The organism is Pseudomonas sp. NPDC087803, from assembly GCF_044742995.1.
In the GTDB taxonomy this organism is placed as follows: Bacteria; Pseudomonadota; Gammaproteobacteria; order Pseudomonadales; family Pseudomonadaceae; genus Aquipseudomonas.
In genome coordinates this window covers 1-23501 of record NZ_JBIUVO010000061.1, presented here as the reverse complement: position 1 = coordinate 23501, position 23501 = coordinate 1, and the positions used below count along the sequence as shown (strand labels likewise).

Below are 23501 nucleotides of genomic sequence, written 5' to 3'. Positions count from 1 at the left end.
TCAGTCCAGACTCACTATGGAGGCACTGTGAAGGCATTGCAAGGCGTTGAAGGTCAAGTGGCATGGGTTGAAGAGCCGAGTCCGGCATGTGATGTAGGACAAGTGCGCATTCGCGTGGCGGCTGCCGGCCTCAATCGCGCCGATTTATTACAGAAAGCCGGGCTTTATCCACCGCCGCCCGGCGCCAGTCAGGTGCTCGGTCTGGAGTGTTCCGGGGTGATCAGCGAAGTCGGCGCCGGCTCGTCCTGGCAGGTCGGCGACCGGGTCTGCGCCTTGCTGGCCGGGGGCGGGATGGCTGAAGAGGTGGTCGTCGACGGACGGCACGTGCTGCCGCTGCCCGAGGGCGTGTCGTTGGTCGAGGCCGCGGCATTACCCGAGGTTTATGCAACGGTCTGGCTCAACGTGTTTCAACTGGCGGCGTTGAAACCCGGCGAAAAGGTTCTCCTGCACGCCGGTGCGAGTGGAATCGGTTCAGCCGCCATTCAGCTGTGCAAGGCGTTCGGCAATCCGTGTTGGGTCAGCGTCGGGTCGGCTGAGCGATTGGCCTATTGTGAGGCGCTGGGAGCCCAGGGCGGGGTGGTGCGCACCGATGACCTGGAAAGCCTGCGCGACTTCGGGCCGTTTGACGTGATCCTTGATCCGGTCGGCGGCAACTATGCGGCGCTGAACCTCAAGTTGACGGCGCTGGACGGACGTTGGGTGCTGATCGGTCTGATGGGCGGGCGTGAGGCCAAGCTGGATCTGGCACAGGTACTGGCCAAGCGCGTGCAGTTGCTCGGTTCGACGTTGCGCAGTCGCGACGATCAGTTCAAGGCCGACCTGTTCAGCGACTTGAGCCAGCATGTTTGGCCGTTGTTTGCCGAAGGGCGGTTGAGTCCGCAACTGGCGAAGACTTTCCCGGTGAAGGATGCCGAATCGGCGTTTGCCGAACTGGCGAGCAATACGGTTTCGGGGAAGGTGGTGCTGGTGATTGACGACAGCCTGAGCTGATTGGAAGAGCAAGATCAAAAGATCGCAGCCTGCGGCAGCTCCTACAGTGGGAGGGTGTACACCCTGTAGGAGCTGCCGCAGGCTGCGATCTTTGTTTTTACTTCCAGAGATGGATCGGCCAGCCGGATTTTTCGGCATGCTCCAGCAGCGCCGGATCCGGATTCACCACATGCGGGAAATCCACCTTCAGCAGCAACGGCAAATCGTTGCGTGAGTCGGAGTAGAAACTCGCGCCTTCCAGATTCTCTTCCTCGGCATCCAGCCATTCCAGCAGACGGGTGATCTTGCCTTCGCGGTAGGTCAGCGTGCCGACGGTCTGGCCAGTGTAAACGCCGTGTGCGACGTCGAGTTCGATGCCCAGAATTTCGTCGATGCCCAGGCGCTCGGCGATCGGCTTGACCAGGTGGGTACCCGAGGCCGAGATCACCAGAATCCGGTCGCCGGCCTTGCGGTGAGCGGCGATGGTCTTGGTCGCGTCGCTGAAGATGATCGGTTCGATGAAGTCTTCGACCCATGGGCCGACCAAGTGCTCGACCTCTTCTGGAGTACGGCCGATCATCGGTTCAAGGCTGAACGCCATGAATTCTTCCATGCGCAATTTGCCATGGCTGTAGGCGTCCATCAGCTCGTTGTTCTTGCGCATGAACGATTCAGGATCGACCCAGCCCAGGCGGCCCATCTGTTCGCTCCAGAGGGTGGCGCAGTCGCCGTGGATCAAAGTTTCGTCCAGATCAAAAATTGCCAAAGCCATCGGTTCTCTCCGAGAACAGCTGCGAGCTCCAAGCCTCGAGCCGCAAGATTGAATTCAAGTACGCCGCAGTCTACAGCCGGAAGCTCATAGCTCGAAGCTTGCAGCTGCCTTCAGGCTACTTCACACAGGGCAGTCGGATCGATGGAAAGCGCCAGGCGCTGACCGTCGGGATGCAGATCCGCCGCCGAGCGGTTCAGCACATCCACCACCAGTTCCACGCCGCGCGCTTCGACCCGGTAGCGGATCACGTTACCGAGCAGACTGTGGCTGCGGATCTGTGCGTCGAGTTCGCCATTGAGGCTCAGCTCGATGGCTTCCGGGCGAATCGCGATGCGGTGGTTGATTGGCCGTTGCAGCAGTTTCGAGGCGCTGTCGGCGTCGAGCAGGTTGTAGTTGCCAATGAAGCCGGCGGCGAACACATCGACCGGTGCGGTGTAGAGGGTTTCGGCATCGCCGCTCTGCACGATCTTCCCCTGGTTCATCAGGAAAATCCGGTCGGACATGGTCAGCGCTTCTTCCTGATCGTGGGTGACGAAAATGGTGGTCAGGCCGAGTTCGCGCTGGATCTGCCGGATCTGCTCGCGCAGATGTTTGCGAATTCGCGCATCCAGCGCCGACAGTGGTTCATCCAGCAGCAGTAAGCGTGGGCGGGTCACCAGCGAGCGGGCGAGGGCCACGCGCTGGCATTGGCCGCCGGAGAGCTGGTGCGGATAACGGCTGGCGAAGTCGTTAAGCTCGACCAGTTTCAACACTTCGGCGACGCGCTTGTGGCTGTCGTCGGCATTGACCTTCTGCATGCGCAGGCCGAAGGCGACGTTCTGCTCGACGGTCATGTTGGGAAACAGCGCATAGCTCTGGAACACCATGCCGATCCCGCGTTTTTGCGGGCTCAGCGGCACGATGTCGACACCATCAAGGAGGATCTTGCCGCCATCCACCGGCGTCAGCCCGGCAATGCAGCGCAGCAGGGTGGACTTGCCGCAACCGGACGGGCCGAGCAGGGTGACGAATTCGCCCTTGTTGATCTCGCAGTTGATGTCACTGAACACCGTGGTGCCCGCGTAGTTTTTCTGCAGGTGTTGGACGCTGACATAGCTCATTCGCTTTTGTCCTTGTTCAAGATGTTGGCGATCCAGGTCAGGACCAGCACGAAAAAGAAGTACGAGATCACCAGCGCACTGGTGAAGTGGCCGCTGCTGTTGCGCATGTTGTTCAGATACACCTGCAGGGTTTCGTAGCGCGTGCCGACGAGGATGTTGGCGAACACGAACTCACCGAACAGGAACGAGAATGACAGCAGCAGCGCGACCATCAGGCCTTTGCGCAGGTTCGGCAGCACCACCAGAAATGCCGCCTGAAAGGTGCTGGCGCCGAGCAGCTGCGCGGCGTCCATCAGGTCGCGCAGGTTGATCGCCTGCAGGTTGTTGGTGATCGCCCGGTACATGAACGGCAGCGCCACGGTGAAGTAACAACCGATCAGAATCCACGGCGTGCCGACCATCGCCAGCGGCCCGGAACCATAGAGCTGCAACAGGCCTACCGACGACACCACTGGCGGCACCGCGAAGGGCAGCAGGATCAGGATGTTCATCAGCGCATCGAGTTTCGGGAAGTGGTAATGCACCACGAACAGCAGCGGCAGGATCAGCACCACCGACAGCACCAGCGCTCCGACGCACACCAGCAGCGACTGGCCGAAGGCGTGCAGGAAGCGCGGATCGCTCCACAGCTGGAGGTACCACTTGAAGGTGAAACCGCTGGGCAGGATGGTCGCCGACCAGCTGCTGGCAATCGAATAGATCAGCGTACCCACCAACGGCAGCAGCAGGATCGCGAACAACAGGTAGACCACGACGCGGTGGTAGACGCCGGCCGGGCCGGATTCAGCGCGAGACATGGTAGCTCCTCTTCAGCAGCAGTTGATGCACGACGGTGACAATGGTCATCAACGCCACCAACACCACGGCCAGGGCGCTGGCCAGATTCGGATCGAGGGAAATGTCCCCGGAGACCATCGCCGCGATGCGTATCGGCAGCACGTTGAAGTTGCCGGTGGTCAAGGCGTACACCGTGGCGTAGGCGCCGAGGGCGTTGGCCAGCAGGATCACGAAGGTGCCGAGCAGCGCCGGGGTCAGCACCGGCAGACCGATGTGCCGCCAGAATTGCCAGCCGTTGGCGCCGAGCAGCGCAGCGGATTCGCGCCAGTCTTCACGCAGGGCGTCGAAGGCCGGGTACAGCAGCAGCACGCCGAGGGGAATCTGGAAGTAGGTGTAGAGGATGATCAGGCCGGTCTTCGAGTACAGGTTGAAATCCTGAATGATCCCGGCCTGCTTGAGCATGATGGTGATGCTGCCGTTGAAGCCGAGCAGAATGATGAACGCGAAAGCCAGCGGCACACCAGCGAAGTTGCTGGTCATGTTGGCGAAGGCATTCACGAAGTTGCGCAGTTTCGAGTCGACCCGGCGCAATGAATACGCGCCGAGCACGGCAATGATGATGCCGAATACGCTCGACCAGAAACTGATCTCCAGGCTGTACTGGATCGCCTGCAGGTAGAACTTCGAGCTGAAGATCTTGCTGAAGTTGGCGAAGCCCCAGCCGAACTCTTCCGATTGCAGGCTGTTGATCATCACCCAGACCAGCGGGGCAATTTCGAACACGATGAAGAACAGCGTGAACGGCACCAGACACAGGGCCGCGAGCCATTTGCCGCGAGTCATGGCATTCACTTGAGCAGCTCCCGGCACACAGGTTTGTCGTGGGGTACGCCGAGCAGTTCGCAGACGGTGCCGCAGATGTCGGTCTGTTTCGGCGCGGCATCAGTATTGAGGCTGAACGCGTCGCCGAGGACGAACAGCGGCACCTGGCGTTCTTCCGGGAGCAGGCCGTTGTGCGAGCGGTCGTTGTTCATGCCGTGGTCGGCGGTGACCAGCACCTGATAGCCCGCGTCGAGCCAGCCTTGCAGGTAGTCGGCGAGGACGATGTCTGCCGAGCGCGCGCTGTTGCGGTATTGCGCGGAGTCGAGGCCGTGCTTGTGGCCGGCGTCATCGATGTTCATCGGGTGGATCAGCAGGAAGTTCGGCGCATGGCGCAGGCGCAGATTCTCCGCGTCGGCGAACAGGTGCGAATCCGGGTAGTGATCGTTCCAGTAGAAATGCCCGTGCTGGATCGGTAACGCTGGATCGTCGGTATGCCGGTCGCGGGCCGCCACGAACGGCGAACGGTTGTACAGCTCGCTGACCCAGTGATAGGCCGCTGCGGCGGTCTTCAGGCCGGCGTCGCGGGCGTAGTGATAGATGCTGCGCTGATTGGACAGCCGTGCAATGTTGTTGTGGACGATGCCGCTGTCGATCGGCGGCACGCCGGTGAGGATGCATTCGTAAAGCGGTCGGGACAGGGCGGGCAACTCGCACTCCAACTGATAGAGCGCGGCGCGTCCTGCGCCAACGTAAGCCTGCAGATGCCCCATGGCGTGACGCGCGACCTCGTGGTTGAGACCGTCGAGCACGACAAGGATGACGTTGTGCTTCATAGGGGCAAAAACTCCGCAAATCAGGAAATTCAAATTCCATCCGGATCCCCCTGTGGGAGCGGGCTTGCTCGCGAATGCGGTAGATCATTCAACATTGATGTCGACTGACACGACGCCTTCGCGAGCAAGCCCGCTCCCACATTTGGATCTCCAATGGATCCAGCAGTGGGGATTTACAGGATTACTTCATCTCTACGATGACTTCTTCGTTCCACTTCTGCGGCAGGGCCTTGGAGGTTTTTTCCCAGGCGTCGGCGTCCTTGATCGGCGTGACCTTCTTGTACTGCTCGTTCGGCAGCAACTTGGCTTTCACGTCTTCCGGCAGTTGCAGGTGATCGGCGCGGATCGGACGGGCGTTGCCGCGCGCCAGGTTGGTCTGGCCGGCGTCGCTGAAGATGTATTCGCGGGTCAGCTTGGCGGCGTTCGGGTTTTTCGCGTACTTGTTGATGATGGTGGTGTAGCCGGAAATCACCGAGCCGTCGGACGGGATCAGCACCACGTAGTCATCCGGGTTGGCCATCTTGGCCTTGTAGCTCAGGCCGTTGAAGTCCCAGACCACGCCGACTTCGATCTCGCCTTTTTCCATGGTGGCGATGGTCGGGTTGGCCATCGACAGGCGACCTTGCTTGGCGATGTCTGCAAACAGCAGCAGGGCCGGCTGGATGTTCTTCTCGTCGCCACCGTTGGCCAAGGCAGCGGCCAGTACGCCGTTGGCGGCTTGCGCGGCGGTGCTCACGTCACCGATGGAAACCTTGTATTTACCGCCCTTGAGGTCAGCCCATTTGGTTGGGACTTCGGAGCCGTGCAGCAGCTTCTTGTTGACGATGAAGGCGATGGTGCCGGTATAGGCCAGTGCCCAGTTGCCGTCCTTGTCCTTGGCCCAGTCCGGGACTTGATCCCAGGTGCTTGGCTTGTACGGTTGCACCACGCCTTGCTTGACCGCGATCGGGCCGAAGGCTGCGCCGACGTCGCCGATGTCGGCGGTAGCGTTGTCTTTTTCAGCAGCGAACTTGGCGATTTCCTGGGCCGAGCTCATGTCGGTGTCGATGTGTTTCAGGCCGTAGGTCTTGGCCAGATCTTCCCAGGTACCTTTCCAGTTGGCCCAGTCATCGGGCATGCCGACGCTGTTGACGGCGCCTTCCGCTTTCGCAGCGGCTTCGAGGGTTTTCAGGTCGGTACCCGCCGCCATGGCGGAGGTGCACATTGCAATGGTCGAGCCTAACAGTGTTGCCAGGAAAAGCTGTTTCATTCCGAAGCTCCTTGGTCGTGTTCAACGCTGCGATTGCGGTTTGTGGTTGGTCTAGGTCAGCAATACCTGAGCCAATTTAAGGGGGCTGGATGACACTTTGATGTCGGCGGTCGCCCGGCAGGCCTTATATTTGCCCGGTTTCGGCGCTTGCCCGCTAAGCGTAGACCAAGGTCAAAGCCCCGGCTGGCAAGGGACTTGGCCGATGTATTGCAAGTCATGAGGGCGACCGTCGGGCGGGTTTGTCATCTCTCGGTCATCTGCACTGCCTAGGCTTGCAACCCATGGAAACGGCTTGCAGGCCGTACGGTTTTTGCCCCGAAACAGTGCTGGTCTAGTCCAGATAGGTAACGTTGATGCGCGATGAGGCAACAAAAGCGGTGACAGCGATCGGTCAGGTGCTGCAGGAGCAACTCGATCACGGCCTGCTCGCGCCCGGGAGCAAGTTGCCGGCCGAGCGCAAGCTCAGTGAGTTGTTCGGCACCACGCGGATTACGGTGCGCGAGGCCTTGTTGCAACTGGAAGCGCAGGGGCAGATTTATCGCGAGGAGCGCCGTGGCTGGTTCGTTTCGCCGCCACGTCTGGCGTACAACCTGATGCAGCGCAGTCACTTTCACGCGATGGTCAGTGCGCAGGGGCGGGTGCCTTCGACCGAGGTGATTTCGGCGCGGTTGCAGCCGGCGTCGGCGGCGGTGTGTGCGTTGTTGCAGTTACCTGCTTTGTCGAGCGTGATTCAGATTTGTCGGTCGCGGCGGATTGATGGGCGGCTCGTTTTGTATGTGGAGCATTATCTGAATCCGCAGTATTTCCCGGGGATTCTGGGGTTTGATTTGAATCAGTCGATGACCGAGTTGTATGCGCGGCATTACGATTTGCACTATGGGCGGGTGCGGTTCGAGATTGTGCCGACGTCGTTGTCGGTGGATGCGGCGGCGGCTTTGCGGGTTTCTGTCGGGAGTCCGGGGTTACGGATTGCTCGGGTCAATTATGATCAGCATGAGCGGTTGATTGATTGTGATCTGGAGTTTTGGCGGCATGATGCGATTCACGTTGGTGTAGATGTTGTTTGAGCCGTTTGGCCTTGGCGGCCTCTGGGCCGACCAGGTTCTTGGGGTTTTAGGTGTATATCCGTTGGTTCGGGTGTTGCGGCTGGCGGTTTCGCCCTTACGGCGAGTCACTTTTGCAGACGCCCAAAAGTAACCAAAACGCTGGGCCCCGGCGTACGGCCCTCGCTTAGGCTCGGGTTCCTTCGTTGCGGGGTTCATCCGGGCGCATCGCCTCCGGTTTGCTTGGCTGCACCTCCTCTCGATGTGTTTGGCTTCGCCAAACGGTCGCTGCGCTCCCACCCCCGGATAAACCCCTCCACTCAGCCTGCCGAAGGGGCCGGCACGGCAAGATCAAGAGCTTTCGGCGAGCTGACACTCGGCCATTTGAGTGGTGAAAAGCATGCGGTCTGTCTGGACTGCTTTGCTTTTCTGTAGGAGTGAGCCTGCTCGCGAAGGCGGCCTGACAGCCGACCAATCTCTAACTGCCTGCACCCAATCTCTCTGTGGGAGCTGGCCTGCCAGTGATGGTGACCTCCCAGCCGACCAATCTCCAACTGCCTGCACTCAATCCAACTGTGGGAGCTGGCTTGCCAGCGATGGCGCCCTGACAGCCGACCAATCTCTAACAGGCTGCATACGGTCAAATGTGGGAGCGAGCCTGCTCGCGAAGGCGCCCCCACTGTCACTTCATCTCTACTTGCCCGCCCCGGCATTGGCATACAAATAATCCGTCGCCAAAGACGCCATCGTCCTCACCCCAACCACCAGCGCCGATTCATCCACAAAGAATCCCGGATTGTGATTCGGCGCAGCTTTGCTCATGTCCTGATCCCGTGGCGTCACCCCGAGAAACACAAACAGCCCCGGCACTTCCTTGGCGAAGAACGAGAAGTCTTCTGCGCCGCCCACCAGTGGTGCATTGACCACGTCATCCTTGGCCGCCCACTTCAGCGTCGGCAGCATTGTCTCTGTCAGTGCCGGGTTGTTGATCGTGGGGTCGTATTTTTCGATGATGGTCACGTCGGCTTTCGCGCCGCCGCTTTCGGCGATTTTTTCGATGGTCTGGCGTACGTCGGCGTGGAGTTTCTGGCGGATGCCATAGTCGTAGGAGCGGATGGTCCCGCTCATGTCGACGGACTCGGGAATGATGTTGTAGCGGGTGCCGCCGTTGATGGTGCCGATGCTGACCACCGACGGGTAGGACGAGATGTCGGTGCGCCGGCTGACCACGGTTTGCAGGCCGACGATGGTTTGTGCGCCGACGGTGATCGGGTCGATGCCGTCCCACGGGCGGCCGGCGTGGGTTTGTTTGCCGAGGATTTTGATGCGCAGGTCGTCGGAGCTGGCCAGGGTAGGGCCTGGGCGGTAGGCGATCTGGCCGGCGGGCACGCCGGCCCAGACGTGGAGGCCGAACACCGCGTCGGGTTTCGGCGATTTCATTGCGCCTTCCTGGACCATCATTTTCGCGCCCCAGGTGTTTTTGCCGTCGGGGATGAAGTCGCTCGGGCCTTCTTCGGCGGGCTGGAAGTAGAACACCACGGTGCCGGGCAGGGTGTCGCGCATGCCTGTGAGAATTTTCGCCGTGCTCAGCAGGATCGCGGTGTGGGCGTCGTGGCCGCAGGCGTGCATCACGTCGACTTCTTTGTCGAGGTAGGTGCCTTTGGCTTTCGAGGCGAAGGGCAGATCGGCGGTTTCCTTGACCGGCAGCGCGTCCATGTCGGCGCGCAGGGCCACAGTCGGACCGGGCAGGGCGCCTTTGAGGATGGCCACTACGCCGGTGCGGGCGACGTTGGTTTTGACTTCCAGGCCCATGGCCTTGAGTTGCTTGGCGACCAGTTCCGCGGTGCGTTTTTCGGTGTTGCCCAGTTCCGGATGCGCGTGGATGTCGCGGCGGGTTTCCAGCAGTTGCGGTTCAAGTGCCTCGGCCTGCGCGGAGATCTGTTCGCGGGCGCTGTCGAGTGTGCCGGCGCTGGCGGTGCCGGCCAGCAGGGTGAGCAGAACGGTCTGGGCAATGCGTGTCAGCTGCATCGGGTTTCTCCATGGTTATTGTTTTTCTGGCTTCCCTGCCTGTGACCCGAGTGTTTGCGCGAAGTGCTATTCCTTCGGCTGGCCACCACCGGCAGTGATGACCTGCACGCTCATGCGCGGCGTTGCCAGATCGAGTCCGGCTTCGTCCAGATGACGCTTGAGCGACAGGTTGAAGGCCCGGGAAACTTCCCATTGTTTGATCGGCGCGGTCTTGAAGCGCGCGCGCAGGATCGCGCTGCCGGACTCGAAACTTTCCACGCCCTGTATCTCCAGCGGCGACCAGATGTTGCGCCGCTGCAGCGGGTCGGTGCGCATTTTCTGGCCGACTTCGCGCATCAGTTTGATCGCGTCGTCGATTTCCATGTTGTACGGCACCGCCACGCGGAAGATTGCGTAACCGAATTCCCGCGAGTAGTTCTTGATGCTTTTGATTTCGCTGAACGGGATGGTGTGGACGATGCCGTCGATGTCGCGCAGGCGCACGGTGCGGATGGTCAGGCCTTCGACGGTGCCGAGGTGGCCGCCGACGTCGACGTAATCGTCGATGGCCAGCGAGTCCTCGATGATGATGAACAGGCCGGTGATCAAGTCCGCCACCAGCGACTGCGCACCGAAACCGATGGCCAGACCGATCACACCGGCACCGGCCAGCAATGGCGTGACGTTCATGCCCATGTTCGCCAGGGCGACGATCAGCGCAATGATGAAAATCGCCACGAACAGCACGTTGCGGATCAGCGGCATCATCGTCTGCGCGCGGGCATTCGCCAGGCCTTTGCGCGAGCGGGTGAGGGCGTGGTGCACGGCGGTGTCGGCGAGGATCCAGATCAGCCAGGAGAAAATCAGCGTGCCGATCAGGCTGAACAGTTTGACGCTGACGTCATGCCCTTCGCCCTCGGCAAAACCGATCAGCGACTTGCCCCACACGCGCAGGCCGAGTTCGATGAAGGTCAGCCACACCAGCAGGTGGGCGAGGGTGTAGAAGAAGCTTTTCAGGCGTTCCGAATACAGCGCGTGACGCTTCGGCCCGCGTTGCGGTTTGAGTGAATGACGGCGCACGAGGCCGTTGATCACCATGCACATCACCAGCAACACCGTGCAGATCAGCGACTGACGCAGAGCGGTGCTGGTGTCGCCGGCGGAGACGAAGGTGGCGAACAGCGAGATGCCAACCAGCACCAGCGCCGGCACGTACCAGAAGGTGCCGAGGATATCGATGGTATCGCTGAGGGCGCGGCGGGTCAGGCGGCGGGACAGGGGCTGGTTGCGGATCAGGTGCGCGATCGGCCGGCGGAAACGCAGGATGAACAGCCCGGTGAACAGCGCCGCGAGGACATTGGTGATGGTCGCGGTGGTGTGTGCCAGGTGCACGCCGAGGCCTTCGACCAGGCGCGGGTCACTCAGCGCTTCACCGAATGCGGCGAAGCTGCCGATCAGCCACAACGGGCGGAAGGCCTGATGCCGCAGAATGTACAGCGCCCGGTGCCGGTGCGGGCCGTCGAGCAGCGAGAAGGCAATCACGCAGATCGCCGAGAAACAGGTGCCGACCACCAAGGCATAAGCCAGCACCATCGCCAGGCTTTTACCCAGCGACGACGGCAGCGCGTAGCTCATGTACACGGTGATGACCAACGCGATCAGCCATGGCCCGAGCTTGCGCAGGGCGAAGCGCAGCATGTCGAGGGCCTTGGGGTGTTGCGGCAATTCTTCGGTCAGGCCGAAGCGCATGCGCACCCGATGACCGAGCCAGATCAGCGCGGCGGCAAGCAGGCTCCAGACCATCAAAATCACCGCGAAGCCGAAGATGATCGGCAGCCATTCGCTGGCGGGCAACATCAGGTTATCGAGTTCGTCCTTGGCCAGATCGAACTCACTGGACCAGCGGGTCAGCGGACTATCGTCACCGGAGAACTGCTTCTCGAAACTGGCCAGGGTGCCGCCGATCAGGCCCAGCACGCCTTCTTCCGGTGAGGCCTGGGCTTTCTTGGTGGCGTCGCGCAGTTTTTTCAGATCGCTCAGCAACTGTGCGCGTTGCTTGTCGTTTTCCAGCGACTTGATGACTTCATCCAGCGACTGGCCCAGTGGCTCTTGCGCCTCGGGCTGGGTCTTGGTGGTGTTGAGCAGGCTAGGCAAACCGACCGCATGGGCAGGGGCCAGCGGCAGCAGCGTCATCAGGCAGACAAGGAACAGGCAGGGCAGAGCAAACAGACGAGCGAACACTAGGCGGTCAACCTCGCAAAGGGGCGAATTGAGCGAGTGTACGAGGCAGCCAGAATCAATGCGAGCCGGGCACGGAATTATTCGTTGAGTTTGGCGAGGATCTTGTAGACCACGGTGGCCAGGATCATCAGCATGCCGATCCACATGGCAAAGACACCGGCGTTCTTGTCGCGGAAGTTGAAGCCGATCGCCAGCAGAATCATCCCGCTCAGGATCGGGATGAGCATGGCGTGGAAGGAGGACATCGAAATCATGGAGACTGCCTTGTCGAAATGAATGGTTTAAGTCTAGGTCGCTTTTGGCGGAGCGGTTCTGATGTGTATCAGAATTGAGTCAGTCCAATGATGAAATTGTGTTGTCTGGACTGCCGCTTTCGCGAGCAAGCCCGCTCCCACAGGTTGAAATGCATTCCAATGTGGGAGCGGGCTTGCTCGCGAAGCTTTTCAGCTTTTACGGCAACTCGCGACTGGCGTAGAACGCACTCAGCACTTTGACCAGGTGTGCCAGGTCGTGGCTGCCGCACAGTTCGCGGATCGAGTGCATGGCGAACGTCGGCAGGCCGATGTCGACGGTGCGCACACCGAGGTGGCTGGCGGTGATCGGGCCGATGGTCGAGCCGCAGCCCATGTCGCTGCGCACCACGAAGCTCTGCACCGGCACTTCTTCGGCCATGCACAGATGGCGGAAGAACCCGGCGGTTTCGCTGTTGGTGGCGTAGCGCTGGTTGCTGTTGACCTTGATTACCGGGCCGGCGTTGAGTTTCGGGCCGTGGTTGGCGTCGTGCTTCTCGGCGTAGTTGGGGTGCACGCCGTGAGCGTTGTCGGCCGAGACCAGCAGCGATTTCTGGATGGTGCGGACGAACTCGTCACCTTCCGGCAGCAGACGGCGCAGGGTCTGTTCGAGCATCGGGCCATCGGCACCACAGGCCGAGCAGGAGCCGACTTCTTCGTGGTCGTTGCACACCAGCACGCAGGTTTCTTCAGTGTCGGCGGTGAGCAGGGCTTGCAGGCCGGCGTAGCACGACAGCAGGTTGTCGAGGCGCGCACCGGCGATGAAGTCGCCATGCAGGCCGATGACCGCCGCGCTCTGGGTGTCGTAGAAACTCAGCTCGTAATCCAGCACCACGTCGGCGTTCAGGCCATGTTCGCGAGCCAGTTGATCGGTCAGTACCGCGCGGAAGTCGACGCGCTCGTCACCGGCGAACTGCGCGAGGATCGGCGGCAGCTCGGTCTGCGCGTTGATCGCCCAGCCCTGATTGGCTTCACGATTGAGGTGAATGGCCAGGTTGGGAATGATCGCGATGGGTGCCTTGAAGTCGATCAGCTGACTTTCGACCTTGCCGTCACGACGGAAGGTGACGCGGCCGGCCAGCGACAGGTCGCGGTCGAACCACGGCGCCAGCAATGCGCCGCCGTAGACTTCAACGCCCAGTTGCCAGAAACCCTGACGTTGCAGTTCCGGTTGCGGCTTGACCCGCAGGCACGGGCTGTCGGTGTGGGCGCCGACCAGACGGATCCCGTCGTGCAGCGGCGAGTTGCGGCCCATCTTGATCGCGACGATCGAGGAGTCGTTACGGGTGACGTAGTAGCGGCCGTTGGCCTCGGTGGTCCATGGCTCGCGCTCGTCGAGGCGCACATAACCGGCGGCCTCCAGACGCTGAACAAGGCTGGCGGTGGCGTGGAACGGGGTAGGGGAGGCCTTGAGGAAGTCGATCAGGCCTTGGTTCAACTCTTCGCGCATAAGAAGCTCCAGACAGCAATGGGCGGGAGTTTAACGCATCGGCCGGAAGCTTGGTGCATGACATGCGGTGTTACGGTGGACGCATAACCTGTAGGAGCTGCCGCAGGCTGCGATCTTTTGACCTTGCTGTTTATCAGATCAAAAGATTGCAATCTGCGGCAGCTCTTACATGGGCGGCGGTGCCGGTCAGAACGGTGCCGGGCATTCGAAGCGCAGGCGTTCACCGGTTTGCGGGTGGGTGAAGCTCAGCATGCTCGCGTGCAGACACAGGCGCGGCCAGGCGGCCAGGGCTTGCTCATGGGCGTACAGCCCGTCGCCCAAAAGCGGGTGACCGATGGACAGCATGTGCACGCGCAACTGGTGCGAGCGCCCGGTGATGGGTGTCAGTTCGACGCGGCACCAGTCGCCGCAACGCTCCAGCACGCGCCAGAAGGTCAGTGCATGCTTGCCGAATTCGTGGTCGACCACGTGCCGCGGTTTGGTCGGCGGGTCGTAGCGCAGCGGCAGGTCGATGCTGCCGCTGTCCAGTTCCGGCTGACCCCAGGCCAGGGCGGTGTAGGCCTTTTCGGTTTCGCGGTCGTGAAACTGCCGCGACAGTTCGCGGTGAGTGTCGGCATCACGGGCCAGCAGAATGATGCCGGAGGTTTCCCAGTCCAGGCGATGGACGATGCGCGCTTCCGGGTAGCCGTTTTCCTGCAGGCGGGTGATCAGGCAGTCCTTATTGTCGTCGGCGCGGCCGGGCACCGAGAGCAGCAACGTCGGCTTGTCGACCACCAGTACGGCGGCGTCCTGATGAATGATGCGGATGTTGGACAACGGCATTAAAACAGCCTCGTAACAAATGCCAACGGCGGCTCAGGCTGCTGATAACCCTGTAGGAGCTGCCGAAGGCTGCGATCTTTTGACGTTGAAGATCAAAAGATCGCAGCCTTCGGTAGCTCCTACACGAGCATCAACAGCCCGAGCCGCCGTAGCGACCGCCGGATCGACTCAGCGATCAGGCAGGGTGATGTTGAGTTCCAGAATCGAGCAACTGCCCTGGCTTTCCAGTGCAACGTGTACGTCGTCGTTGCCGATATTGACGTACTTGCGGATCACGTCGACCAATTCCTTCTGCAAGGCTGGCAAGTAATCCGGCGTGCTGCGCTGGCCGCGCTCATGCGCCACGATGATCTGTAGACGCTCTTTCGCTACCGAGGCGGTACTTGGCTTTTTGTTGGCACGAAAGAAGTCAAAAAGGTTCATTACCTACCTCCAAACAGGCGCTCGAAGAATCCCTTCTTCGTAACATCGAGGAAACGATGTTCTTTTTCTTTGCCCAGCAGACGATCAACGGCATCGCTGTACGCCTGACCGGCATCGCTCTGGTCGTCGAGAATCACCGGGACGCCCGAGTTGGAAGCCTTCAGGACCGCCTGGGACTCAGGGATGACGCCCAGCAGGGTCACGGCCAGAATTTCCTTCACGTCTTCAACGCCCAGCATCTCGCCATCGCTGACGCGCTGCGGGTTGTAACGGGTCAGCAGGAGGTGTTCCTTGATCGGCTCTTCGCCGAGTTCGGCACGACGCGATTTGCTGGCCAGCAGGCCCAGCATGCGGTCGGAGTCACGGACCGAGGACACTTCCGGGTTGGTCACGATGATCGCTTCGTCGGCGAAGTACATGGCCAGGTGCGCACCTTTCTCGATGCCCGCCGGGGAGTCGCAGACCACGAAGTCGAAGTCTTCCTTCAACTGCATCAGGACTTTTTCCACGCCTTCCTGGGTCAGCGCGTCTTTGTCGCGGGTCTGGCTGGCGGCCAGCACGTAGAGATTTTCCAGGCGCTTGTCTTTGATCAGGGCCTGTTGCAGGTTGGCTTCGCCGTTGACCACGTTGACGAAGTCGTACACCACACGACGCTCGCAACCCATGATCAGGTCGAGGTTACGCAAACCCACGTCGAAGTCGACGATGACTGTTTTGTGGCCGCGCAGAGCGAGGCCGGTACCGATAGCGGCGCTGGTGGTGGTCTTACCCACACCACCCTTGCCGGATGTAACCACGAGAATCTTGGCCAAGGTGTTTCACCCCTAAGGAAGAAGGACTTTTTAGCCCCTGAAAAACATCTCTTGAAAACTACTGCAGTCGGACAGCCTTGGCTGGAGTTCGGCGCAAGTCGCACTTGCCGGGGGCAAACGCTCCTTGATCCTTTTTCCTACTTCGTTTGAGCCGTTTTCGCTACGTTTTAGAGATGCTTGGAAAATGCGGCAGTATCCGTTAAAGCCGAATGATGTTCAACACGTCGGCCGACAGGCTGACCTGGACGCCGGAGCCCCACAGTGGATCGCGGCGCAAATCTTCGGAAACCTTGTAATGCCCGGCGATGGAGATCAGTTCAGCGCTCAATTGCTGACAGAAAATCCGCGCCTTGGTGTCACCTTTGACGCCGGCCAGTGCGCGACCGCGCATCGGGCCGTATACATGGATGTTGCCATCGGCCAGAAGTTCCGCCCCCGGACTGACCGAAGAAACCACCACCAGATCGCCACCCTGGGCATATATCTGTTGGCCACCACGTACTGGCGTGGTGATGACGCGGGTCGGTTTGACGGTCGGCTCCGGCGGCTTTTCCGGCTTCTTTTTGACTTCCGGTTCCGGGGCTTCCAGCGGTCGCTCGCGGGCGCCGGACGGCGGCAGTACCGGGATGTCGATGGCGATGGCGGCGGCGATGTCTTCGATACGGCTGGCGCGGATCGCCAGGGTGCGCAGGCCATGCTGGCGGCACACGCGCATCAGGCCGGGCAGATCGACCGCGCCTTCACCCGGCGGCAGTTTGTCCAGCGCCAGGACCAACGGTGCATTGCTGAAAAAATTCGGCGCCTGGGCGACTTTGGCGGCCAGTTGCCGATCAAGGCTGTCGAGGTCGTTGCGGGACAGTTCCAGCACCGTGATGGCCAGCATGCTGCCCTTCAACTGGAACACGGGATCTCGGTCTGGCGATTCGTTTTGGCTCATATCGGCATACAACGGCTTGTCACTAAAAGTGCCGAGACTTATAACGAGAACGCCCGCGAGCCGCAAGCCGGGTCGAACGATGTAGAATGCGCGGCCACTGAATTTACGGAAGCTTTAATGGATCGCCCGCGTTTTCGAAGAGCCTATCTTTCTCCCCGCTTCTGGCCGCTCTGGTGCGGTCTGGGGCTGTTGTGGCTGGTCGTGCAGTTGCCGTATGCGGTTTTACTGACGATCGGTCGAATCCTGGGCGCGTTGATGTATCGCGTGGCCGGCGACCGGCGGCGCATCGCCAAGCGCAATCTCGAGCTGTGCTTCCCGGAAAAATCCGCCGCCGAGCGCAAACGCCTGCTCAAGGAAAACTTCGCCTCCACCGGCATCGCGTTTTTTGAAATGGCGATGAGCTGGTGGTGGTCGCGTGAGCGTCTGGCGAAATTGGCGCATGTCGAAGGCCTGGAGCATCTGCAAAACGCCCAGCGCGAAGGCAAGGGCGTGATCCTCATGGCCGCGCATTTCACCACCCTGGAAATCGGCGCGGCGTTGCTCGGCCAGCAGCACACCATCGACGGCATGTACCGCGAGCACAAGAATCCGTTGTTCGACTTCGTCCAGCGTCGCGGCCGCGAGCGGCACAACCTCGATTCGCTGGCGGTGGAGCGTGACGACGTGCGCGGCATGCTCAAGCTGCTGCGTTCCGGCCGGGCGATCTGGTACGCACCGGATCAGGACTACGGCGCCAAGCAAAGCATCTTCGTGCCACTGTTCGGCATTCAGGCGGCAACCGTGACCGCGACCACCAAGTTTGCCCGTCTGGGCAAGGCGCTGGTGGTGCCGTTCACTCAGGAGCGTCTGGCCGACGGCAGCGGTTACCGGCTGGTGATCCATCCGCCGCTGGAAGACTTCCCGGGCGAGACCGAAGAGGCCGACTGCATCCGCATCAACCAGTGGGTGGAAAGTGCGCTGCGCGCCTGCCCTGAGCAATACTTGTGGGCGCACCGCCGCTTCAAGAGCCGTCCACCGGGTGAGCCGAAGCTTTACCCGAAACGGCGCGGCTGATTCACTCACCCTTTCAAGCACCATGGAGCGTTGCGATGAGCCCAGCTGAACCGGTCACAGGTTTGATTCTTTCCGGCGGCGGGGCTCGGGCGGCGTATCAGGTGGGGGTGCTGGCGGCGATTGCCGAATTGCTGCCGCTGGGCGCGGACAATCCGTTTCCGGTGATCGTCGGCACCTCGGCCGGGGCGATCAACGCGGTCAGCCTGGCCAGTGGCGCCAGCGATTTTCGCGCGGCCATCGAACGCCTCACGCTGTTCTGGCAGGGCTTTCGAAGCCATCGGGTGCTGCGCAGCGACTGGCCGGGAGTGATCCGTCAGGCCAGCCGCTTTGTCAGCCATAGCCTGTTGGGTATGGGGCGGCACCTGCCGGTAGCGCTGCTCAACAGTTCGCCGCTGCGCGACCTGCTCAATGAAAAACTGCACATGCCCGGCATCGCCGAATCCATCGCGCGCCAGCAATTGCACGCGGTGGCGGTGACCGCGTTCGGCTATGAATCGGGGCAGGCGGTGACCTTCTACCAGGGCGGCGGCAAGATTGACGCGTGGTTGCGCCATCGGCGCATCGGCGTGCCGGCGCAATTGTCGGTGGACCATTTGCTGGCCAGTTCGGCGATCCCGTTGCTGTTTGCCCCGGTGAAAATCGGTGAAGAATATTTTGGTGACGGCGCAGTGCGCCAATCGGCACCGATCAGCCCGGCGCTGCACCTGGGCGCGAGTAGGGTGCTGGTGGTGGGGGTCAGTGGTAACCCGCGCGGTGTCGATCCTCAGCAGCCGCTGCAGCGCGCCTATACCGGCCAGCAGCCCACCCTGGCGCAGATCGGCGGGCACATGCTCAACAGCACGTTCATTGATAGCCTGGAGAGCGACATCGAATTGCTGCAGCGTCTGAACCAGTTCAGCCACCTGATGCCCGAAGGCACGCCGACTCGCGAGCTGGGGGTGGCGCCGGTGGAGGTGCTGGTGATTTCACCGAGTCAGCCGATTGATGAAATCGCCGCGCGACATCGCCAGGAATTGCCGGCGGCGTTGCGCCTGTTCTTGCGCGGACCGGGGGCGACCAAGACCAGTGGGGCAGGGGTGCTGAGTTATCTGCTGTTCGAGGCGGGGTATTGCAGCGAGCTGATCGACCTGGGGCGGCGCGATGCGTTGGCCAAGCGTGAGGAGTTGTGCCGGTTTCTCGGGTTAACTTCTTAAAGGCAAAAGATCGCAGGCTTCGCCAGCTCCTACAGGGATAGCGCATTCCAATGTAGGAGCTGCCGCAGGCTGCGATCTTTTGATCTTTATCAGAAGTGGAACTTCACCAGGAAGCTGGTCACGTTCTGATTGGTGGTGAAGCCACGGGTGTCGTCGATCCCGTATTTGTCTTTCCAGTAGTCGTATTCAACACCGACGTACAGTTGCTTCTCGCCGAAATGCAACGCCTTGCCCAGGTCGTATTTGACCTGTGGGTTGAAGTGCAGGTTGGCGTGGTATTCGCCTTTGCTGTTGACGTCGTTGTCGACCACCCAGTCCATGTAACCGTCGATCAGCACGTTGGAGCTGCCGACCGGAATGGTATAGGACCAGACCGGCGTGATCTGCCAGACGTTGTCACCCGGGCGCGAGCCTTCGGTGTGACGCTGGTAGAAGTTCAGCTGGAAGTAGTCGAAGCCCGGGATCGCCAAGTCGAAGCCTGGACCGATCAGGTACGACTCGACGTCGCCTTCACCGAACTCGTAAGTCATCGCCAGCAGCACGTCTTTGATCGGACCGAATTCGAGCTTCTGGTCCAGCACCTTGCCCAGCGAGATGCGTGGCTGGAACTCACCGTAATAGGTGTTGTTGCCGACGCCGCCGTCCGGCTTGCCGTTGTAGAAGATCTTGTCGACGAACAGGAAGTTATCCCCGTATTTCCAGGCGTCGGCGTGCTCGAAAGTGACGGTCTGCTGGATCGCCGGATTGACCTTGAAGTCTTTACCGTACAGGTAGGTCAGGCTGTTGTTCTGCCATTGCAGCAGGCCATCGGCCATGGCCTGGCCGCCGGCCAGCATCGATCCCGCGAGCATCAGGCTGGTGCACATACGTTTCATTCGGTTGCTCCCAAAGTAGGTGTTCCACGTTTATTTTTTTAAGATCGGCGCTCTGGTGTGGCGCCTTTTTTCGTTGCTGCAAAAGTCATCCGATCGGTCAGCTTCGCTGGTGATAGCAAGAGCTGGGCCAATGCTTTCAGAAAGCAAAAAAACGCCCGTTCGGCTGCTGAAAAACAGTCGATTGCGCGTGTTTTCGGGATGCCTCGGTACTGACCGGGGCCGGGATAAGTTGGCTCGTCGGTCAGGAATTAAATCCGGGCTTTTTTTTAGACCGAATTCAAGAGGCCGCGGAGAATACTGACTCCTCGGCCAGCTCTCAAGTGCCCCGCAACAGAGCACCGACGACAGGTATGGGGCACGGTTGCGGGCCATCTCAGAAGTGCACCTTCACCAGCAGGCTGGCGGTGTTCTGGTTGGTGTCGAGGTTGTGACTGCTTTCGACCCCATATTTGTTCTTCCAGTAGCTGTATTCGGTGCCGACGTACAGCTGCTTGTGGCTCCAGCCGAAGGCTTTGCCGAGGTCGTATTTGATCTGTGGATTGATGTGCAGATTGGCGTGGTAGGTGCCGCGCGAGTTCTGGTCGTTGTCGACGACCCAGTCCAGATAGCCGTCGATCAGCAGGTCGGAATTGCCCACGGGGACGCTGTACGACCAGCCCGGGGTGATCTGCCATACACCATCGCCGGGGCGCGGGCCTTCGGTCTGGCGGCGGAAGATGTTCAAGGTCACGTAGTTGAAGCCGGGCACTTTCAGGTCGAAGCCGGGGCCGATGAGGTAGGCCTCGCTGTCGCCTTCGCCGTACTCGTAGGTCATCGCCAGCAGCACGTCCTTGATCGGGCCGAACTCAAGCTTCTGGTCGAAGATCTTGCCGAACGAGAAGCGTGGGGTGAATTCGCCGTAAAAGGTGTGCGGGCCTTTATTGCGGTCTTCCTGGCCGTTGTAGAAGATCTTGTCGACGAACAGGAAGTTGTCGCCGTATTTCCACTTGTCGGCATGCTCGAACGTCACCGTTTGCTGGATCGACGGGTTGATCGCGAAGTTCTTGCCGTACAGGTAGCTCAGGCTGTTGGTCTGCCACAGCAGTAAATCGCCGGCCATGGCCTGACTCGCGGCCAGCAGGCCGCCACTCAACAGTACGTTGGTTTGCGTGCGAATCATCTGTTGCTCCCTCTTGTTTTTATTTTTAAGGCGCAGAGCTGTTGCTTGTCCCTGTGGGAGCGGGCTTGCTCGCGAAAGCGGTGTGTCATTCAACAGGGTTGGTGACTGACACGACCTCTTCGCGAGCAAGCCCGCTCCCACAGGGTTTGTAGGTGTTGCTGTTAATGCTGATGCGCGTGGCAGTCGTTGATCGCTGCGCGTTCGGCGCCGCCGAGGATGTTGAACAGCAGGTTCAGGGTCAGCGCGCTGAGCGTGGCCATGGCGATGCCGCTGTGGGTGATCGGGCTCATCCACAACGGCAGGTGGGCGAAGAATTCCGGACGTACCACCGGGATCAGGCCCATGCCGATGCTCACCGCCACCAACAACTGGTTGCGCCGGTCACCGATGTCGGCTTCCTGAAGAATCTTGATTCCGGTGGCCGCCACCATGCCGAACATCGCAATTGCCGCACCGCCGAGTACCGCCGGTGGAATCGACGCCACCAGAAATGCGGCTTTCGGCAGCAGGCTCAGCACGATCAGCAGGCCACCGGCAACGATGGTCACCGAGCGGCAGCGCACGCCGGTCATCTGCACCAGGCCGATGTTCTGCGCGAACGAGGAGTGGGTGAAGGTGTTGAAGAACCCGGCGACGAACGAGGCGCCGGCATCGCACAGCAGGCCGCGCCGCAGCATCCGTGGGCAGACTTCCTGGCCGGTGATCTTGCCCAGCGCGAGGAACATCCCGGTGGACTCGACGAAGATGATCACCACCACCAGGCACATCGACAGGATTGGCGCCAGTTCGAATTTCGGCATGCCGAAGTGCAGTGGGGTGACGAACTGGACCCATGGCGCGTTGGCCATGCCGCTCAGGTCGACCATGCCGATTGCACCGCAGAGCACGTAGCCGAAACACATGCCGATCAGCACGGAAATATTGACCCAGAACCCGCGCATGAAGCGGTGGATCAGCAGAATGGTCGCCAGCACCAGCGCGGCGATGGCCAGATAAATCGGTGAACCGAATTGCGCTGCGGCGGCACCGCCACCGGCCCAGTTCACGGCCACGGGGAACAGCGACAGACCGATCGAGGTGATGACCGTGCCGGTCACCAAAGGCGGGAAGAAGCGCACGACCTTGGACATGAACGGCGCGATGAGCATGCCGAAGAATCCGGCGGCGATGGTCGCGCCGAAGATCCCTTGCAGACCGATACCGGGCATGCCGGCCATGGCGACCATGCTGCCGACGGCGGCGAAACTGGCGCCCATCATCACCGGCATGCGGATACCCATTGGGCCGATGCCGAGTGACTGGACGATGGTGGCGATACCGGCGACCAGCAGGTCGGCGTTGATCAGGAAGGCAATTTCTTCACGACTCAGGCCAGCGGCCTGTCCGATGATCAACGGCACCGCGATGGCACCGCCGTACATCAGCAGAACATGTTGCAAACCGACCAGGATCAGTTGCAAAAGGGGCAAACGCTGAATGGCGGGTGCGTCGGGGATGCGCGCTTTGGACAGCTCGGACATGCAACACCTCGGATCTTTTTATTCTTGTGATTGAACAGCTGCCGGGTGGCTCACAGCTGTCCTTTTGCATCATTCATATTTGTGGCTGCAGAGCTTGTTTGTGGCGAGGGAGCTTGCTCCCGCCGGGGCGCGAAGCGGCCCTTCTCTTCAAGAGCAAGGCCTGCTGCGCAGTCCAGCGGGAGCAAGCTCCCTCGCCACAAAAGCCTGCTTTTACACAGGCTTTTGTCTGGCTCAGTTGGTCTGGGCTCCCTGCGCGATCCAGGCACCGATCAGGTCACGTTCCTGCTGGGTCATCTGGGTGATGTTGCCCAGTGGCATGATCTGCGTGGTGATGGCTTGCGCCTGGATCCGCGCCGCGTTCTGGCGGATCTGCTCGGGGGTGTCGAACATCACACCGGCAGGCGCCGCGCTGAACAACGGGCTGGTCGGTTTGGCCGAGTGGCAGACCGCGCAGCGTTCCTGGATCACGTTGTGCACCTTGTCGAACGCAGGACCTGCGTTGGACGCTTGCGCCGGTGCCGCAGCAGGGGCTGCTGCTGGCGCTGCAGGTGCCGCCGCTTCAGCCGGTTTCGCGCCACCGCCCAGTGCCGTTTCCGGCAGCGGCTGGTACTCGATTTTCGCGGGGGCCTTAGCCACGTCCGGTGCGGTCGGCATCGGCGCAGGGCCGGTGACGTACGCCAGGGTGATCATGCCCACCGCTGCCACCGGCAGAGTCCAGGCAAACTTGTGGCTGTCGTGACGGGTGTTGAAGTAGTGACGCACCAACACCGCCAACACCGCGATCCCGGCCAGGATCAACCAGTTGTACTGGCTGCCATAGGTGCTCGGGAAGTGGTTGCTGATCATGATGAACAGCACCGGCAGGGTGAAGTAGTTGTTGTGACGCGAACGCAGCAGGCCTTTGGCGGGCAGCGCCGGGTCCGGCGTGCGGTTCTCGGCGATGGCGGCAACCAGTGCACGCTGCGCCGGCATGATGATGCGGAACACGTTGCCGACCATGATGGTGCCGATGATCGCGCCGACGTGCAGGTACGCACCACGACCGCTGAACACCTTGCTGAAGCCATACGCCGCGCCGAGGATCAGCACGAACAGGACGAAGCCGAGCAGGGCGGGTTTCTTGCCAAGGGCCGAATCGCAGAGGAAGTCGTAGA

22 protein-coding genes are annotated in these 23501 nt (G+C 61.0%); 4 read left to right on the top strand and 18 right to left on the bottom strand.

Annotated features, from left to right (window positions below):
• Positions 1-27: 27 nt before the first annotated feature.
• Positions 28-990: a zinc-binding dehydrogenase gene (locus tag ACIOUG_RS22265; RefSeq protein ID WP_401068702.1), complete on the top strand. Its 963-nt coding sequence runs from the start codon at positions 28-30 to the stop codon at positions 988-990.
• 97 nt (positions 991-1087) lie between these two features.
• Here the strand turns inward: ACIOUG_RS22265 and ACIOUG_RS22260 are convergent, their stop codons facing one another.
• From ACIOUG_RS22260 to ACIOUG_RS22235, 6 genes are all read right to left on the bottom strand, one after another.
• The gene (locus tag ACIOUG_RS22260) at positions 1088-1741 is read right to left on the bottom strand and encodes an HAD family hydrolase (RefSeq protein WP_401068700.1); all 654 of its coding nucleotides are present in this window, start codon (positions 1739-1741) and stop codon (positions 1088-1090) included.
• A gap of 110 nt (positions 1742-1851) precedes the next feature.
• A complete protein-coding gene (locus ACIOUG_RS22255) occupies positions 1852-2841 on the bottom strand; it encodes an ABC transporter ATP-binding protein (protein WP_401068698.1) in 990 nt (329 codons plus the stop codon).
• A complete protein-coding gene (locus ACIOUG_RS22250) occupies positions 2838-3638 on the bottom strand; it encodes an ABC transporter permease (RefSeq protein WP_007965346.1) in 801 nt (266 codons plus the stop codon). The genes ACIOUG_RS22255 and ACIOUG_RS22250 overlap by 4 nt, the downstream gene beginning before the upstream one ends.
• The gene (locus tag ACIOUG_RS22245; protein ID WP_401068712.1) at positions 3625-4461 is read right to left on the bottom strand and encodes an ABC transporter permease; all 837 of its coding nucleotides are present in this window, start codon (positions 4459-4461) and stop codon (positions 3625-3627) included. The genes ACIOUG_RS22250 and ACIOUG_RS22245 overlap by 14 nt, the downstream gene beginning before the upstream one ends.
• 5 nt (positions 4462-4466) lie before the next feature.
• Positions 4467-5273, bottom strand: a complete 807-nt coding sequence (locus ACIOUG_RS22240; RefSeq protein WP_401068696.1) for an alkaline phosphatase family protein — start codon at positions 5271-5273, stop codon at positions 4467-4469.
• Between the two features lie 181 nt (positions 5274-5454).
• A complete protein-coding gene (locus ACIOUG_RS22235) occupies positions 5455-6522 on the bottom strand; it encodes an ABC transporter substrate-binding protein (protein ID WP_003223128.1) in 1068 nt (355 codons plus the stop codon).
• A gap of 353 nt (positions 6523-6875) precedes the next feature.
• Between ACIOUG_RS22235 and ACIOUG_RS22230 the strand changes: the two genes are divergently transcribed.
• A complete protein-coding gene (locus ACIOUG_RS22230) occupies positions 6876-7589 on the top strand; it encodes a UTRA domain-containing protein (RefSeq protein WP_329698259.1) in 714 nt (237 codons plus the stop codon).
• 669 nt (positions 7590-8258) lie between these two features.
• Here the strand turns inward: ACIOUG_RS22230 and ACIOUG_RS22225 are convergent.
• The 8 genes from ACIOUG_RS22225 to minC form a co-directional block, all read right to left on the bottom strand.
• Positions 8259-9593, bottom strand: a complete 1335-nt coding sequence (locus ACIOUG_RS22225) for an amidohydrolase (RefSeq protein ID WP_401068694.1) — start codon at positions 9591-9593, stop codon at positions 8259-8261.
• Between the two features lie 66 nt (positions 9594-9659).
• Positions 9660-11813: a mechanosensitive ion channel domain-containing protein gene (locus ACIOUG_RS22220; RefSeq protein ID WP_401068692.1), complete on the bottom strand. Its 2154-nt coding sequence runs from the start codon at positions 11811-11813 to the stop codon at positions 9660-9662.
• 77 nt (positions 11814-11890) lie between these two features.
• On the bottom strand, positions 11891-12067 hold the full coding sequence (locus ACIOUG_RS22215) for a hypothetical protein (protein WP_016773747.1): 177 nt from the start codon (positions 12065-12067) through the stop codon (positions 11891-11893).
• A gap of 196 nt (positions 12068-12263) precedes the next feature.
• Positions 12264-13553, bottom strand: a complete 1290-nt coding sequence (locus ACIOUG_RS22210) for a M18 family aminopeptidase (RefSeq protein ID WP_047598982.1) — start codon at positions 13551-13553, stop codon at positions 12264-12266.
• A 186-nt stretch (positions 13554-13739) separates the two neighbouring features.
• Entirely contained in the window at positions 13740-14375 is a 636-nt protein-coding gene (locus ACIOUG_RS22205) for an RluA family pseudouridine synthase (RefSeq protein WP_007960625.1), read from the bottom strand.
• A gap of 168 nt (positions 14376-14543) precedes the next feature.
• Entirely contained in the window at positions 14544-14798 is a 255-nt protein-coding gene (gene minE / locus ACIOUG_RS22200) for a cell division topological specificity factor MinE (protein ID WP_003223146.1), read from the bottom strand.
• Positions 14798-15610, bottom strand: a complete 813-nt coding sequence (gene minD / locus ACIOUG_RS22195; RefSeq protein ID WP_007960626.1) for a septum site-determining protein MinD — start codon at positions 15608-15610, stop codon at positions 14798-14800. The genes minE and minD overlap by 1 nt, the downstream gene beginning before the upstream one ends.
• A 199-nt stretch (positions 15611-15809) precedes the next feature.
• Positions 15810-16547, bottom strand: coding sequence for a septum site-determining protein MinC (gene minC / locus ACIOUG_RS22190; protein WP_027613349.1), 738 nt, complete (start codon positions 16545-16547; stop codon positions 15810-15812).
• 117 nt (positions 16548-16664) lie between these two features.
• Here minC and ACIOUG_RS22185 point away from each other — a divergent pair, with 117 nt between their 5' ends.
• Positions 16665-17600, top strand: coding sequence for a lipid A biosynthesis lauroyl acyltransferase (locus ACIOUG_RS22185; RefSeq protein ID WP_367083925.1), 936 nt, complete (start codon positions 16665-16667; stop codon positions 17598-17600).
• Positions 17601-17635: 35 nt separating this feature from the next.
• Positions 17636-18793 (top strand): patatin-like phospholipase family protein, encoded by a 1158-nt coding sequence (locus ACIOUG_RS22180; protein ID WP_401068690.1) that lies wholly within the window; start codon positions 17636-17638, stop codon positions 18791-18793.
• An 89-nt stretch (positions 18794-18882) separates the two neighbouring features.
• Here ACIOUG_RS22180 and ACIOUG_RS22175 read toward each other — a convergent pair whose 3' ends face one another.
• The 4 genes from ACIOUG_RS22175 to ACIOUG_RS22160 form a co-directional block, all read right to left on the bottom strand.
• On the bottom strand, positions 18883-19668 hold the full coding sequence (locus tag ACIOUG_RS22175; RefSeq protein ID WP_401068689.1) for an outer membrane protein OmpK: 786 nt from the start codon (positions 19666-19668) through the stop codon (positions 18883-18885).
• 373 nt (positions 19669-20041) lie between these two features.
• On the bottom strand, positions 20042-20827 hold the full coding sequence (locus tag ACIOUG_RS22170; RefSeq protein WP_401068687.1) for an outer membrane protein OmpK: 786 nt from the start codon (positions 20825-20827) through the stop codon (positions 20042-20044).
• 161 nt (positions 20828-20988) lie between these two features.
• Positions 20989-22347 (bottom strand): nucleobase:cation symporter-2 family protein, encoded by a 1359-nt coding sequence (locus ACIOUG_RS22165; protein WP_401068685.1) that lies wholly within the window; start codon positions 22345-22347, stop codon positions 20989-20991.
• Positions 22348-22578: 231 nt separating this feature from the next.
• A partial coding sequence (locus tag ACIOUG_RS22160) for a urate hydroxylase PuuD (RefSeq protein WP_401068683.1) occupies positions 22579-23501 on the bottom strand: 923 nt, incomplete at its 5' end.